This is a genomic window from Terriglobales bacterium (genome assembly GCA_035561515.1).
In the GTDB taxonomy this organism is placed as follows: Bacteria; Acidobacteriota; Terriglobia; order Terriglobales; family Acidobacteriaceae; genus DATMXP01.
This window is the reverse complement of the sequence record DATMXP010000004.1, coordinates 1-14,173: the sequence shown is the minus strand read 5'-3', so window position 1 is coordinate 14,173 and position 14,173 is coordinate 1. Positions and strand designations below refer to the sequence as shown.

Sequence of the window (14,173 nt, the reverse complement as noted above, 5' to 3'; positions counted from 1 at the left end):
TAACCTTCTAGTATTGCCGCAACATCACTCCTGTGATTACGCGATTGCTGTCAGCCCCCATGAGCAATCCTCGACTGTCATCTGCCGCGTAAACCTTCAGGAACGCGTTGCCGAATACCGCCGAGTTCGTAGTGGCGCTCACCTGTGCCACTCCCGTGGCGCTCCACAGGTAAGAGCCACCCAACGTGGTCCCCGGCGCAAGAGTGCCGTTGTCATTGATCTCCAGGTATCCGCTGACCGAGCTGCCGCCATTCGGAATCGTCAACCCGACCAGCGACTCCCATCCGGCGCTACCAATGAACCCATACCCGTAAGCTTCGGTTGCGAATTGACCCGCGAACACCGACGGGAACGAAAGCGCCGTCGTTTGGCGAAGCAGCGAACCACTCGCACTCACCCCATCCACCTGGATCAACGCACCACCATCCGACGAGGGATACAAAACCAGTTGGTGGTCCCCAATCGCATCCGTCCATTGGACAGTGGTCCGTCCCGTGGTCGTGTCCGTCACGTTGTACGTACCGGTTACTGTTCCACCGGCAGTAACATTCCCGTTCATATTGGTGTCAATCAGGGCCGTCACGCCTCCGCTACCGTTGAACGTAAACACGCCGCCGGTGCTTGCTCGCCCTTGGCTGTTCGAACCGGACACCACCCCGACGAATGCCCCGTTCCACGAACTATTTGAGTAAGTAGCCGAGTCTTGTTTCACCAGTTCCGCAACACCCCGATCGCTCGAGTCGGTTCCCACCAGTTTCACGTGCTTCGCGTCCACAATGAAGTACGCGTACGACTGCGGTCCCACGCCGCTTCCCAGCGTCAACGTGCCGCGTCCTTCGCCTGATGGCGCACTGAATGCTCCCGTGACGGACACTCCTGATTGCGCCGTTCCGGTGTCGTTGATATCGAAGCTGGCTTGCGCAATCGCACCTGCGCCATCCGGTGCAATGACTCCCTCCGCTGCAAAGGTCCCTTGCGGATGAGTTGAACTCGCCCCTTGCACCGACATCCGGAATGCCCCTTGCAGTGACGTGATCTGGAACGTGCTCGGATCCTGCAGGTCCATGGCTCCAGTCGAAATCTCACCACCGGCGTCGTAACCTGAGATCAGCACCTTCTCGTGGTTCACCATCACCATCGAAAGGTTCTGGGTACCCCCGGCACTCTGCAACGCGATATTCCCGCGGCCGTCCGTCCCGACGTGATACGTCCCACCCGTGATGGAAACTGGAGTCCCGCCGTCACCCGTCGCATCTTTTACGCCGCTGGTCACATTTCCCTGTCCATCAAACACCAGGCTTCCGGCAGATCCCTGGAACGCACCTGAGCTGGTTCCCGACATCGAGAACGCATATCGTCCATATAAGCTCTGGTTGGAAATCTGAATTCGCACACGTGCGTTTCCGGTGATGGCCGATGCGTCAGGCGATGTTGCGGTGATTGTGACCTCGCCGTAGCGCGGAGGGAATAACGGCGCTGTGTAAACACCGCTGCTGGAAATCTGCCCGCACTTCGCGCTTACTTGTCCTTCGCAACTTACACTCCACGTCGGACTGTAAGCCGTCCCTCTGACTGTTGCCGTGAACGTCTGCTGTGACCCCGACGCCAACACGGATCCTGTTGGACTGATGATGATCGCATCCTTCGGGGCCTCGTTCGTCGCGTTAATCGTCACAGTGGCCGAGGCATTCTTGCTCGTGTCTTGTACTGACACGGCTGTCACATTTACGTACACCGTGCTTGTGATCCCACTCGGAGAGGTGTACAGGCCGGTCGTGGAAATGGTCCCAACCGACGTGCTGCCGCCCGTGACGCCGCCCACCTGCCATGTCACGCTCGTATCCGTCGCATTACTCACCGACGCAGAGAACTGCACGCTGCTCCCGGCCGTAATCGTTGTCGAAGTGGGTGAAATCGTGACGCTCACGCCGCCGGAATTATTGTTGCTGCCGCCGCCACACCCGACGGCGACAAGAAGTAAAGGAACAAGTATGAAACCAGCGAATTTCATTTATGAGAACTCCTGGGTATCGGCAGGCACACGAAACACCCTGTTCGGAGAAACAGATTGCGGTACTTCAATGGGATGTTAGCGTTGCCGAGTTTAATTTAAACCCAGCAACTCTCAGCGAGTTGCATAAAATGCTCAGATACACTTTGTGGAAATTTAAAACTGGGTTTCAAACTGGGACTAAACTGAGACAGCAGCAACTTCGGACACAGCAGCGGGTTTTATGTGGAGTTACAGCGCTCTAACCAGGACAATTCATATCATCATGACTTCATTCGGGTTCTCCGGATCTCTCCGCCTTCTTGTGCTTCTCACCCTGTCCGCTCTTCTTGTGTCCTGCGGAGGATCCAGCGACAGTTCCTCTGGAGGGTCAAGTTCGTCCAACGTGACCAAGATTACGGTGACGCCGACCCCAGTCAGCGTTGCCGTTGGACAACAGACAACTTTTTACGCCTCTCCGGTCGATGCGAACAATAACGCTGTAAACAACGTCGCCGTTACCTGGAACAGCAGTTCCGCCAGTGTGGCCACCATAAACTCCAGCGGCGTGGCAACCGGCGTCGGGGGCGGTACCACGCAAATCACCGCATCCTATTCCGGAGTCACCAGCAATACCGCCACCCTTACCGTCACTCCGGTCGTCGCCAGCATTAAGATCCAACCCATGTCGCCTGCTATTACCGTAGGCGCTACCCAGCAGTTCACCGCCACCGCGCTGGATTCCTCCGGCAACACCATCACGGGTGTGACCTTCTCCTGGTATTGCAGCTTTGCGGCAGTCGCCACCATCGATGCACAAGGCTTGGCGAAAGGAGTCTCTCCGGGCACTGTGACGATCGTTGCCAGCGTCGGGAACGTCACCAGTCAGCCTGCCACACTGACCGTTAATCCTTAATAGGTCTGCCTTTACTGCGGGTCCGCGCTGCGGACCCCACCGCTTTTGTCCCGGAACGCTTCAGTTTTGTCTGCCCCTTCGGTTCCCAGCCGAAGCTTTTCATATCTACCTTCGCGCCATGGAACTGCACGCCCTCCATTTCCAGCCGTATCCGCTGTTCCATGCCGTTTTGCCCGGGAAGCAGAATTTTCCCTCCAGCACCTAACACTCTGTGCCATGGCAGTCCGGTTGATCCATGCAGCGCCCACACCACTTGCCGCGCCGCACCGGGATAACCAGCCATCTTTGCGATCTGGCCGTACGTGGCGACTTTGCCCTTCGGGATTCTGGCAATTACTTTTTTGATTTTCGCGAACATAAGTACTTATCGCACCGCGATGCAAATCCGGAGTACAACATTTATCATCCAAGTAAGCTCATGGATTCGGCATCTCCGTTCCCCTGGTGGAGAAAAGACGCATCGATCATTGCCGCACTCATCGCCGTTGCGGCCATATCCTTCGTCCTCGTCTTTATCTACGCGCGCACATACCAGCGCCGTGAAGACTCTCTTTCCCGCTCCTGGTACCACAGAGGAAATCAGGCGCTCCTGTCCGGGAATCCCAAAACTGCAATCAACGATTTCCGCAATGCGCTTCGTTATTCGCCCGACAACGCTAATTTCAGGCTACGCCTCGCTCAGGCTTTGGCTGCCGACGACCAGTCCCGCCAGGCTATCGCGTACCTGCTTAATCTCTGGGAAAGCCAGCCTGGCAACGGATTGTATAACCTCGAACTCGCACGCGTTTATTCCCGCGTCGGCGATGGCCGTCTCGCATCCCAGCACTTCAACAGTGCCATTTACGGCGCGTGGGATGGCAATCCCGCCCAGAACCGGCGCCAATCGCGGCTTGAGTTCATCCATTTTTTACTTGCGAATGGCTCGCAAACGCAGGCTCAGGCCGAAGCCATCAATCTCGCAGCGGGCGTTCCTCCGTCTGACGTTGCCGCGCGGTTCCTCGCCGCCGACGTCCTTCTCCAAACCGGCGAGAACGAACGCGCATTCGACGAATACCGCTCGCTAATGTCTGTCGATGCTGCTCGTGCTTCCCTCGGTGCCGGGCACTCCGCCTTCGCTGTCGGTCACTTCCGCACCGCATCGCGATATTTTCAGCAGGCCAAAGACCGCGGCACTACCGATCCGGATGTCGATTCTCAACTCCAGATGGCCAGGCTTGTCCTGTCCTCCGACCCTCTCCAACGCAGGCTCTCAGATCGGGAACGAGCACGCAGGGTCGCCGACGCCTATGAGACTGCCGGCGACCGCCTGCAAACCTGTGCCGGAGCCCTGAATCAGCAACTTCAGTCGACTTCTCCGGCGACTGAGTTCCAGAAACTCTATGCCGACTGGACATCTCTCGGTCCCGAAACAGGCATTCGCTACTTGACTAGGGATATCGATGCGCGCGATGAAATCATGGAAATAGTTGGGCGGATAGAAGAAGCGACGGCAAAAACCTGTGGCACTCCAGCGGGCAAGGATTGGGCTCTGCTCATGCTCTCGCGATACGGGGAAGGAGTGCAGCGTTGAGCGCCACCACCCCAACTGCACCACTTGTCTCCGTTACGCCGCCTCGTTCAGCACAGGCCGAAGAACGTTTCTTCCTTTTGCTTTCGATCTTCATCGGCATTTACGCCGGACTCGCGGTGGTCTGCTTCCGCGTCACGATTGAGTGGCTGCGCCTGTTTCTACTCGGCTCCTCATTGTCGATTTCCGGAGCGCGCATCATACTTGCGCCCACCCTCGTCGGGCTTCTCGTCGCCATTCTGGTCATGAAGTTCTTCCCTGCCGCTCGCGGCAGCGGAGTAAACCAGACCAAGTCCGCTCTTTATATCTCGAACGGCTACATCCCTTTCCGGACCGCTGTTGGTAAGTTTCTTTGCTCCGCGCTCGCGATCGGGTCCGGACACTCCCTCGGTCCCGAAGATCCGTCCCTTCAGATCGGCGCCACTCTCGCGTCTGCCCTCGGACGCCGCCTTCGCCTTTCCAAGGAAAAGGTCCGTCTCATCGCTCCCGTTGGCGCTGCTGCTGGATTAGCCGCCGCCTTCAACGCACCGATTTCCGCGATTCTTTTCGTGATCGAAGAAGTCATCGGCCGCTGGACCGCCGGCATTCTCGGCTCCATCGTCCTATCCGCCGTCTCCAGCGTCGTCGTCGCCCGCTTCCTGCTCGGGTCGGAAGCAATGTTCCGCATCCCATCGGTATCGCTCATCAGCACCGAGGAACTGCTCGCCTACGCCGCGCTTGGCATAGTCGGTGGATTCGCCGCTCTCATCTTCGCCAAGTCCATCGGATGGCTTCGCCGCAAGCTCAAAGCCATGCCACGATGGGCCCTATATTTCCAACCCGCCGTCGCCGGACTTCTTATCGGCCTCATCGGCTATCTCGGCTTCCCTCAGGTCATGGGTGCCGGATACGAATACATCGACCAGGCCCTTCACAACCAATTCACCTGGCAGATGCTCCTCGCCCTCGCCGCCCTGAAGATCGTCGCCACCACACTTTCCTTCAGTAGCGGAACGCCGGGCGGAATGTTCGCGCCTACTCTCTTCATCGGTGCCATGCTCGGCGCTGCCGTTGGCCTCATCGAAAAAACTCAACTCCAGGGACTCACTGGTTCCACCGGGACCTACGCTCTCGTCGGTATGGGCGTTCTCTTCGCAGCATTTCTTCGCGCACCGCTCACATCCATATTCATGGTGCTCGAGGTCTCCGGAAATTACTCCATCATCATTCCCGTCATCGTAGCCAACACCATCGCGTACCTCGTGTCACGCAGTCTCCAGCCGACCCCCATCTTCGAAGTTCTCACCCGGCAGGATGGTCTCCACCTTCCTTCCATGGAAGAGCAGCGCGAAGAGGAAGTTCTCCGGGTCGAAGACGCCATGCGCGCCTACGACGTCCCTGTCCTTCACTGCGACGAACTCGCTCACATCGCCGCCGCCCGGGTGACAGCCTCTCGCGCCCACTTTCTCGTGCGCCGCCAGTCTGGCGAGTGGTTTTCTGTCTCCGCGGACGAACTCCGGACTGCCCCTTCCGACGCGACCATCGGCGATCTCATCACCACGCCTCTGCCTGTGTTCTTCCCCGACATCCCTCTCGAAACCGCACTTCGCAACTTGCACGGATTCGAACTCCTCCCCGTCGTTCACCGCGCGAATCTCGGCAAACTCGAAGGCGTAATTACCCTCGACCTCATTCTCAAGCGCTATCGCGCCATTTCAAGGGAACCGGTTCCTCAGCATGAATAATTAGGCGGGCGGCCGGTTTGGGGACTGGGGTGGGATGGCCGCCCGCTTTCCCCTCCCGAGGAGAGTTCCGAGGCGGGAGAGGTCAACTCCCGCCCAGGAGCGGAGCAGGAGATATCAATGCCGTTCGTTCACGAACAGCAATCTTTTAGTGGATGGCTAACAAAGTCTGGCGCAGGTCACTTCGAGGAGATTCGGCCCATACCCATGCGGGTGCACCTGCCACGAACGGCCAAACAGGCTTCCGGAACAGCGCAGTACACCGCAGCACATGTGCGCAATGAGCACGACCATCGTGAGTAACGAAACCACCCGCACCAATTGCTTCCCATGCGATGTCGCTGGCACGTTCATCGCACTGATGGTGCTCGGCATCAGCAGCAGAGCCAGCACGCAAATAAGTGCTGTCACCGCCAATACCAGCCGAATGGTATCTCTCAATCTCACGACACTATTACCTTGCACCGAAAACCATTTCCGGTCAACCCTTATCGGCACAACAACTAGGGCCGAGTGGCCCCTGTTTCCAAGCCTTTGTCCCAATGCCATCCAACCATTTATCATGCCCTGTTCGGATTTCATTTCTCGTCCTTTAAGGCAAACCCGCCATGCTTGTCTTTCGTAAGCCGTTGGAAGGAATCGAACGTCCCTCGATGGAAGCCGACGTCGTCATCGTCGGTGCCGGACCCGCCGGGCTCGCCTGTGCGCTCCGCTTGTCTCAACTTATCGACGCTCACAACGAGCGCTACCCCAACGCGCCTCTCTCAAAGGAAAACATTTACGTTCTCGAGAAGGCCCGCGAACTCGGCGCACACTGCCTTTCCGGCGCCCTGCTCGACCCGCGTTCCATGCGCGAACTCCTCCCCGGCTTCGAATCCGAGGCTCCTCTCGACGCCGAAGTCACTCGCGAAGCCGTCTACTTCATGACGGAGAAATCGCAATTCAAGCTTCCCATCACGCCTCCGCCGCTGCGCGACCACGGCAACTACGTCATCTCCATCAACAAGTTCGTGAAATGGCTCGGCGAAAAAGTTGAGCCCACCGGTATCACCATCTTCACCGGATTCGCCGGCTCCGAACTCCTTATCGAAGACGACCGCGTCGTCGGCATACGCACCGACGACAAGGGTGTCGACAAGATGAATCAGCCCAAAGGCAACTTCGAGCCCGGCTACGATCTCCGCTCCAAGGTCGTCATCCTCGCCGAAGGCCCCCGCGGATCCTGCACCAAGCAACTCATCCAGCGCTACGAACTCGACAAGGGCCGTTACCCGCAAACCTACGGCGTCGGAGTGAAGGAACTCTGGGAAGTTCTCCCCGGCAAAATTGCCCCCGGCGAAGTTATCTACACCATGGGCTGGCCTCTTACCTCGAAGGAATACGGCGGCGCTTGGATCTACGGCTCCAAAGACAACACCGTCTCCCTCGGCTTCGTCACCGGCCTCGACTACCCCGACCCGCGTCTCGACCCACAGAAAGTTCTTCAAAGCTTCAAGCAGCATCCGTTCGTCGCCTCGCTGCTCGAAGGCGGCAAGATGATCCGCTACGGCGCAAAGTCACTTCCCTACGGCGGTTGGAACGCCATTCCTCCCGTCGCCGGAGACGGCTGGATGATCATCGGCGACTCCGCCGGATTCCTGAACTCCCAGCGCCTCAAAGGCATTCACCTCGCCATCAAGAGCGGCATGCTCGCCGCTGAAACCGCTTTCGATGCCATGCTTGCCAACAACTTCTCTGCCGCCCAACTCGCGGCCTTCCAGAAGCGCGTCGAGAGTTCATGGATCGAGCAGGAACTTTATCCCGTTCGCAACTTCCATCAAGGGTTCGAAAAAGGTTTCTGGATGGGCATGCTTCACGCTGGACTTCAGCAATTCACCGGCGGTCTCGGACTCGGCGGCAAGTACCATGCTCGTCCCGGCCACGAGCGCATGAAGCCCATCGCCACACAACCCGCCGACGGCGACGGCCGCAAGCAACTCCTCGACTCAGCCAAGGGCGACGGTAAGCTCACCTTCGACAAGCTCACCGACCTCTATCACTCCGGCACCAAGCACGAAGAAGATCAGCCTGCCCACCTCGTCATTCACGACACCAATATCTGCAATGAGCGCTGCATCCACGAGTTCGGCAGTCCATGCCAGCACTTCTGCCCGGCGAACGTCTACGAGATAATCGATTCCTCCGACACCAAGTCCGGCAAGCGGATCCACCTCAACCCCTCTAACTGTGTTCACTGCAAAACCTGCGACATCATGGATCCCTACCAGATCATCACTTGGGTTCCACCCGAGGGCGGCGGAGGTCCGAATTACGATGGAATGTGAGTTGCGCTGAATGATCCGCCGTCTCGGCTATCGCCGTCTTTTGCCGGTTGCGCAGCTCACGCTCTACTTCGCCCTGCTTGGCATCGGCTACTTCCAGCTGCCGCCGCAGGCGCTCGCGCAGGAGCATCGGACTTTCACTCCCGTCAGTCCGTCCAACATCCCGACTGCATGGAAAGTCGCCGTCGCACTCAACGTCCCCGCCATGGTTTGCGGCGCGCTGCTCACCTCTATCCTTTATCCGCACGGCACCGAGCTCTTCGTTCTGCTTTTCTCCGCTCCATTCGTTGCACTGCTCTGGCATTTCATCGGCCGCTGGCTCGACTACCAGTTCCACATCCTTCCACGTCCGCCGAAAACCACCACTCGCATCATCCTCGCCGTCAACGGACTCATCATCGGAACTTTCGGCATCATCAGCGGATTCGTTTCCGTCCCCGACACTCGCTCTTCCGAACCCACCGGCCCCGTCGTCATGACGCTCATCTGGTCCGCTCTGCTCATCATCATGTGCGCCACCGCTCTTTTCCGTTCGCGCAATCACAGGAGCCGCGCGAGCTATCCAACTCAACGTCCTGCGTGTCACTGACGCACTCCATAATCGAACGTAAGCGTTAGTAGTTTCCCTGATTACGAAGGTACCTCCTTCGCGGAAAACCCGTGTCAGTTCATCCCAAAGCTCTGATACTCTGGCCTTTCGCCGTCACATCGGAGGAAGTGTGTCAGAGATGCAGTCAGCGGGAACCGCCGCGGCCGCCGTACCGTCAAACGGAAATGCTCCTGCCCCAAAGTCCGGAATCAACACCGCCGCTCTAGTCGGAGCCATGGTCAGCATGAAAGGGGTCAGCGATCTCATCTTTTCCCCCGGACGTCCGCCCCAGGTCGAACTCAACGGCAAACTCCGCGGCGTCAAGGTCGACGGACTCCCGATTCTCACGCCTGACCACACCGCCAAAATCTCTCAGGACCTTATCGGCTCCAACAAACAAGCGGCCGAATCGCTGAAAGAAGAAGGCTCCTGCGATCTCTCCTACTCTCTCCCGCAGCACTCACGTTTTCGCGTCAACATCTTTAAGCAGCGTGGCAGTTACGCCATTGTCATGCGCGTCATTCCCAACAAAATTCCGACGTTCGACCAGCTCAATCTTCCGGAAGAACTCAAGAACATCGCCGAGCTGAAGAACGGCGTCGTCCTCGTGACAGGCCCCACTGGCTCCGGAAAATCATCCACTCTGGCGGCGATCGTCGACCTCATCAACTCCACCCGCCCCGATCACATCGTCACCATCGAAGACCCCATCGAGTTCCTGCATCAACACAAGCTAGGCACCGTGCATCAGCGCGAACTCCACAGCGACACTTCCAGTTTCGCCAGCGCTCTTCGCGCCGCCCTGCGCCAGGCGCCCAAGGTCATCCTCGTCGGCGAGATGCGCGATCAGGAAACCATCGAGATCGCCCTCACCGCCGCCGAAACCGGACACCTCGTCTTCTCCACCCTGCACACCATCGACGCGTCGAAAACAGTCGAGCGTGTCGTCGGTGTCTTTCCCCTCGGAGACCAACAGGCCATCCGCACGCGTCTCGCCGCCTCCTTCCGCTATTTCGTCTCGCAACGGCTCATGCCGCGACGCGACGGAAAAGGCCGAGTCGCCATCATCGAAATCCTGAAGTCCACCATGCGTACCCGTGAATATGTCGAGCGGGGCGAAGGCGAAGGCAAGACTCTCCTTGATGCGATGCGGGACGGCGATCAGGAAGGTATGCAGTACTTCGACGGCGAAATCGAAAAGTTCCTGCGCGCCGGCGTTATCTCTTTCGAAGAGGCCATGCACTACGCTACCAATGCTGGCAACCTGCGCCTGCAACTCTCCGACTTCGACGAGTCACGGGTCGAACCCGCCGGCCCCGAGGTCCTTCGCAAACCCAAGCAGGAAGAACAAATCGAAGTAGTTCGCTAGATAACGCGACCTCGCCCACGTTCCGAGATGTGGCACAGACATTCTTATCTGTGCCGCACACTGACCGACAAACACATTTTTGATTAGCGCGCTCTCATTCTGAGTGAGAACCTGCCTCCACCTCATCCTCCTCCGCCGTCGTACACTCTTCCTGATGGCAAACGTATCCTACGAGCTCGTAATCATCGTCGTTCTCGCAATCATCAACGGCGTATTTGCCATGTCCGAAGTCGCTTTGCTCTCCTCGCGCAGAACGCGGCTCCAGACACTTGCCGATCGCGGCAGTGGTGCTGCGCAACACGCCCTCGACCTTCTGCACGACCCGAACAACTTCCTTTCGACCGTCCAGATCGGCGTCACACTCGTCGGAGTCTGGGCCGGTGCTTTTGGCGGCGCCACCCTCGCGGAACAGATCGCCGCGGCATTGCAGAATTACCCCCGCCTCGCTCCGCACGCGGAGACCATTGGCATCGCCGTCGTTGTTCTCGCGATCACCTATATCTCTCTCGTCATCGGCGAATTGGTGCCTAAGCGGATCGCGTTAAGTCATCCGGAGCGTATCGCTTCCGCCGTCGCCCGCCCCATGACCGTCGTTTCTCGCGTCGTCGCCCCACTCGTCTCCCTGCTTGGCGCTTCTACGAATGCCTTGCTGTGGATCATCAGGGTCAAGGAGTCCACCGAACGCGCCATCACCCAGGACGACATCCGCGCCCTCATCCGCATCGGAGCGCAAACCGGCGTCGTCGAGGAAGATGAAAAAAGAATCGTCGAGCGCGTATTCCGCTTCGCCGACCGGCGCGCTTCCGCATTGATGACGCTGCGCTCCGATATCGAATGGATCGATATCAACCGTTCGCCCGAAGAAATCAAACGCAAGATACGGCAGGGTCACCACGCCCACCTTCCCGTCGCCGACGCGCGCCTCGACAAGGTTCAGGGAATCCTGCTCGTGCGCGAGTACTTCGCCGCCGACTCTCCTGCCGACATCCGGTCTCTTCTCAAGCCGGCCGTGTTCGTTCCCGAGGGAATGCCAGCCTTGAAAGTTCTCGAACGGCTTCGCAACAGCTCCGGCGGTGTCGCGCTGGTCGTGGACGAATATGGAGGGGTTGAAGGTCTGATCAGTGCCACCGATGTGCTCGAAGCTCTCGTCGGAGAACTGCCCGGCGCATTTCCCGAGGAGCACCCGATCGTGCAGCGTGCGGATGGATCCTGGCTCATAGACGGAACCCTGCCGACCGAAGATCTTCGCGACCTTTTGCGGCTCGACCATCTCCCCGGCGAGGAATCTCAGGGTTTTCAAACCGCCGCCGGATTCTTCATCCATCAACTCGGCCGTATCCCCAAACCCGCCGACACCATCGAGTTCAGCTCCATCCGCTTCGAAGTTGTCGACATGGACGGAAACAGGATCGACAAAATCCTCGTCACCCGTGCCTGACCGTTAGAGAAGGTCCAGTTCAGACATGATCTGGTTCTGCTCGCTCTCGACTTTCTTTGCCTTGTTGTCTGCTTTCTTGGCGTTCTGTTCCAGTGTGGCTTCGTCGATCTCTTTCTCGTCGAGGACGGACTCTAATGCCTCCACGAATTCCACCATGCCCGCCGTGTCTTCGTTCATCTGATCAATGTCGTCTTGAACGAACGCCTGCTGTTCAGGCGTTAGGCTGGTGAGCATTTCCTGCTGCTGTTGTTGCATGAGCCTCAACTGGGCGCGGACCTGCTCGCGCCACTGCTTTGCCTGTTCGGTCCCGACCTGCTGGCCTTTGCCCAGTTTCATCATCGTGCGTAACTGGGACCGCAACTGTTTCGTTGCGCTCACAGACTCGCGCGCTGTCGTACGTTGTCGCTGGGTCGCAAGGCTCTGCACTCTCGTCTGCTGCTGGTCGCGGACGGTCTGTTGCTGGCCCGTGCCTCGGCCGCCCTGCTGTCCCGACATCTGCCCCGCGCCCGGTCCTTGCCCACTGCCGCTGCCCGGGCGACCGCTATTACTGCGCTGCCCTTCCACGTACTGCCCGCCCGCAAATGCAACTGCACACACCGCCACCACAATCCACGACTTTGTCATGCGGAGCCCTCCTTGATTGTGAGTAACCCCCCAGCCCATATCGAGTCGTGCTATTCGGCCGCATGCCTCATCGATATTCCCTTTTCGGGAATAGAACTACGAAAGGAGGGGCCTGCCCTTTGACATTCGGCCAAACACTTGAGGGCGGTGGCAACAACGGCAATCTTCACCAGATCACGAACAACAAGGACGGGAATCGCACCCAGAACTTCACCTACGACAACCTCAATCGCATCGCGAGCGCCTACACCACGAGTTCACTCTGGGGTGAGTCTTTTAGCATTGATGCCTGGGGCAATCTCAGGAACCGCGGCATGGTTCCGGGCAAACCCAACCCGGAGCCCTGGACGTTTGGTGCATCCAACAATCAGAATCGTCTTTCCGCCCTTACCTACGACTCAGCCGGCAACACCACCAACGACACCATCCGAACCTACGGCTACGACGCCGAGAATAAGCTTTCAAAAGATCGATCCTAGTCTTACGGAGGATGAAGTAGCGAAGATTCTCACATTCGTTGCTGAGCGAAGTCCAAACACAGGAGCCGCGGTCGGGAAGGTGCTAATTCGCGATAAGGAAGTCACAGTCAAAGTGGTACTTAGCATTTCCGGAAACATCAAAACCGGTTAACCTGTGGGGTTTTGACAACGAGGGACGCATGATAGTGCAATTATCAAATGACGATTATCAGGAACTGTTCGCTCTTTTCACAAGTACAACGCGCGAAGAGCTAGAGCAGATCTACATGGCGAATAGTCAAGACTATTTTAGGAATGAGAAGGTCCTTGAGGAATACGAACTTACCCAGGAAAAAGGCGAATTTGCCTTGGATGCGTGGCGTGCTGTGATGTACTTCCTTCACCGACATGGCTTCGTTCTTTCAAAGGACGGCCAAGTGGTCGATCTTGAACAATCCTCTGGGTATGACCGCTGAACGAAGGATCGTTGGCCCTGGTCGAGATAACGATACCGTTTCCGTTCCACCGAATTTCCATGCGGCACAACCCTCTCCGAAGTATGTCAAGGGGGGCGGGTGGCCGAACCTTCGCGTTAGCAGTAGCTTGGGTGGCCGGTCCTTTCGGCGTTCTGTGCCGAAAGGGCCGGACTACCACCGGCGTTCACACCGGGTTCTTTCCCATTCAACTCTCTGCGTCTCTGTGGTCATCTTTTTGTTCCATTTCGGCACAACCCGCTTCGCGCCATGTCAAGGGGGTCACCGAGCCCTTTTCCCCGCAACCCATTGAAAACACTCGCAAAATAAATTTCCAAACCTTGGCATGTTGCCCCTACCCAAATTGCTATCCTGAAAATGTAGGTGGTTTTGGCTTTGTCATTCTGAGTTCTGAGGCGAAGCCGAGGAACCTCTGTACTTGGGTTTTGTCATTCTGACCCTGACGCTGAAACGAAGTGAAGCGGAAGGGGAAGAATCCCTATCGCCACCACCGGTTTTCCATGAGGAGAGCTTTTGCCGACGATCAACGACTGACGGCCGCCGACTAAGTACTAACAACTAATGACTAACAACTTGCTTCTTCTAACTCCTTTATTTTCATATATGCGCTGTCTAACTCCTTTGCTTTCATATACAGATTCTCCATATATGAAAACAAAGGACTTATAAATCCTTTGGAATCATAT

13 protein-coding genes are annotated in these 14,173 nt (G+C 57.6%); 9 read left to right on the top strand and 4 right to left on the bottom strand.

Features of this window, described 5'->3' with window-relative positions:
* Positions 1-7 precede the first annotated feature (7 nt).
* On the bottom strand, positions 8-2,011 hold the full coding sequence (locus VN577_00845; GenBank protein ID HWR13345.1) for a hypothetical protein: 2,004 nt from the start codon (positions 2,009-2,011) through the stop codon (positions 8-10).
* 385 nt (positions 2,012-2,396) lie between these two features.
* Here VN577_00845 and VN577_00840 point away from each other — a divergent pair, with 385 nt between their 5' ends.
* The gene (locus VN577_00840; protein ID HWR13344.1) at positions 2,397-2,906 is read left to right on the top strand and encodes an Ig-like domain-containing protein; all 510 of its coding nucleotides are present in this window, start codon (positions 2,397-2,399) and stop codon (positions 2,904-2,906) included.
* Here the strand turns inward: VN577_00840 and VN577_00835 are convergent.
* Positions 2,896-3,264: an MGMT family protein gene (locus VN577_00835; GenBank protein HWR13343.1), complete on the bottom strand. Its 369-nt coding sequence runs from the start codon at positions 3,262-3,264 to the stop codon at positions 2,896-2,898. The genes VN577_00840 and VN577_00835 overlap by 11 nt on opposite strands.
* A gap of 60 nt (positions 3,265-3,324) precedes the next feature.
* On the opposite strand from VN577_00835, the gene VN577_00830 reads away from it, so the two are divergent.
* Both VN577_00830 and VN577_00825 read left to right on the top strand, forming a co-directional pair.
* Positions 3,325-4,476 carry a tetratricopeptide repeat protein gene (locus tag VN577_00830; protein ID HWR13342.1) on the top strand — a complete coding sequence of 384 codons (1,152 nt, stop codon included), beginning with the start codon at positions 3,325-3,327 and terminating at the stop codon, positions 4,474-4,476.
* Positions 4,473-6,197, top strand: coding sequence for a chloride channel protein (locus VN577_00825; protein HWR13341.1), 1,725 nt, complete (start codon positions 4,473-4,475; stop codon positions 6,195-6,197). Before VN577_00830 ends, VN577_00825 begins: the two co-directional genes overlap by 4 nt.
* 156 nt (positions 6,198-6,353) lie before the next feature.
* On the opposite strand, the gene VN577_00820 is transcribed toward VN577_00825, so the two are convergent.
* Entirely contained in the window at positions 6,354-6,641 is a 288-nt protein-coding gene (locus tag VN577_00820; GenBank protein ID HWR13340.1) for a hypothetical protein, read from the bottom strand.
* A gap of 161 nt (positions 6,642-6,802) precedes the next feature.
* Here VN577_00820 and VN577_00815 point away from each other — a divergent pair, with 161 nt between their 5' ends.
* The 4 genes from VN577_00815 to VN577_00800 all read left to right on the top strand — a co-directional run bounded on the left by VN577_00815 (position 6,803) and on the right by VN577_00800 (position 11,911).
* On the top strand, positions 6,803-8,518 hold the full coding sequence (locus tag VN577_00815; protein HWR13339.1) for an electron transfer flavoprotein-ubiquinone oxidoreductase: 1,716 nt from the start codon (positions 6,803-6,805) through the stop codon (positions 8,516-8,518).
* 10 nt (positions 8,519-8,528) lie between these two features.
* Entirely contained in the window at positions 8,529-9,104 is a 576-nt protein-coding gene (locus tag VN577_00810) for a hypothetical protein (GenBank protein ID HWR13338.1), read from the top strand.
* A 139-nt stretch (positions 9,105-9,243) separates the two neighbouring features.
* Complete coding sequence (locus VN577_00805) at positions 9,244-10,473, top strand: PilT/PilU family type 4a pilus ATPase (protein ID HWR13337.1); 1,230 nt, start codon at positions 9,244-9,246, stop codon at positions 10,471-10,473.
* A gap of 154 nt (positions 10,474-10,627) precedes the next feature.
* On the top strand, positions 10,628-11,911 hold the full coding sequence (locus tag VN577_00800) for a hemolysin family protein (protein HWR13336.1): 1,284 nt from the start codon (positions 10,628-10,630) through the stop codon (positions 11,909-11,911).
* 3 nt (positions 11,912-11,914) lie between these two features.
* Here VN577_00800 and VN577_00795 read toward each other — a convergent pair whose 3' ends face one another.
* On the bottom strand, positions 11,915-12,535 hold the full coding sequence (locus tag VN577_00795; GenBank protein HWR13335.1) for a hypothetical protein: 621 nt from the start codon (positions 12,533-12,535) through the stop codon (positions 11,915-11,917).
* 119 nt (positions 12,536-12,654) lie between these two features.
* Here VN577_00795 and VN577_00790 point away from each other — a divergent pair, with 119 nt between their 5' ends.
* On the top strand, positions 12,655-13,014 hold the full coding sequence (locus VN577_00790) for a hypothetical protein (protein ID HWR13334.1): 360 nt from the start codon (positions 12,655-12,657) through the stop codon (positions 13,012-13,014).
* Positions 13,015-13,193: 179 nt separating this feature from the next.
* Positions 13,194-13,469: a hypothetical protein gene (locus VN577_00785; GenBank protein HWR13333.1), complete on the top strand. Its 276-nt coding sequence runs from the start codon at positions 13,194-13,196 to the stop codon at positions 13,467-13,469.
* Positions 13,470-14,173: the final 704 nt, after the last annotated feature.

Bases quoted from the DNA above. Each gene is read 5' to 3' on its own strand.
- VN577_00845 (HWR13345.1), bottom strand. From the start codon at position 2,011: ATGAAATTCGCTGGTTTCATACTTGTTCCTTTACTTCTTGTCGCCGTC.
- VN577_00835 (HWR13343.1), bottom strand. From the start codon at position 3,264: ATGTTCGCGAAAATCAAAAAAGTAATTGCCAGAATCCCGAAGGGCAAA.
- VN577_00830 (HWR13342.1), top strand. From the start codon at position 3,325: ATGGATTCGGCATCTCCGTTCCCCTGGTGGAGAAAAGACGCATCGATC.
- VN577_00815 (HWR13339.1), top strand. From the start codon at position 6,803: ATGCTTGTCTTTCGTAAGCCGTTGGAAGGAATCGAACGTCCCTCGATG.
- VN577_00810 (HWR13338.1), top strand. From the start codon at position 8,529: ATGATCCGCCGTCTCGGCTATCGCCGTCTTTTGCCGGTTGCGCAGCTC.
- VN577_00805 (HWR13337.1), top strand. From the start codon at position 9,244: ATGCAGTCAGCGGGAACCGCCGCGGCCGCCGTACCGTCAAACGGAAAT.
- VN577_00800 (HWR13336.1), top strand. From the start codon at position 10,628: ATGGCAAACGTATCCTACGAGCTCGTAATCATCGTCGTTCTCGCAATC.
- VN577_00795 (HWR13335.1), bottom strand. From the start codon at position 12,535: ATGACAAAGTCGTGGATTGTGGTGGCGGTGTGTGCAGTTGCATTTGCG.
- VN577_00785 (HWR13333.1), top strand. From the start codon at position 13,194: ATGATAGTGCAATTATCAAATGACGATTATCAGGAACTGTTCGCTCTT.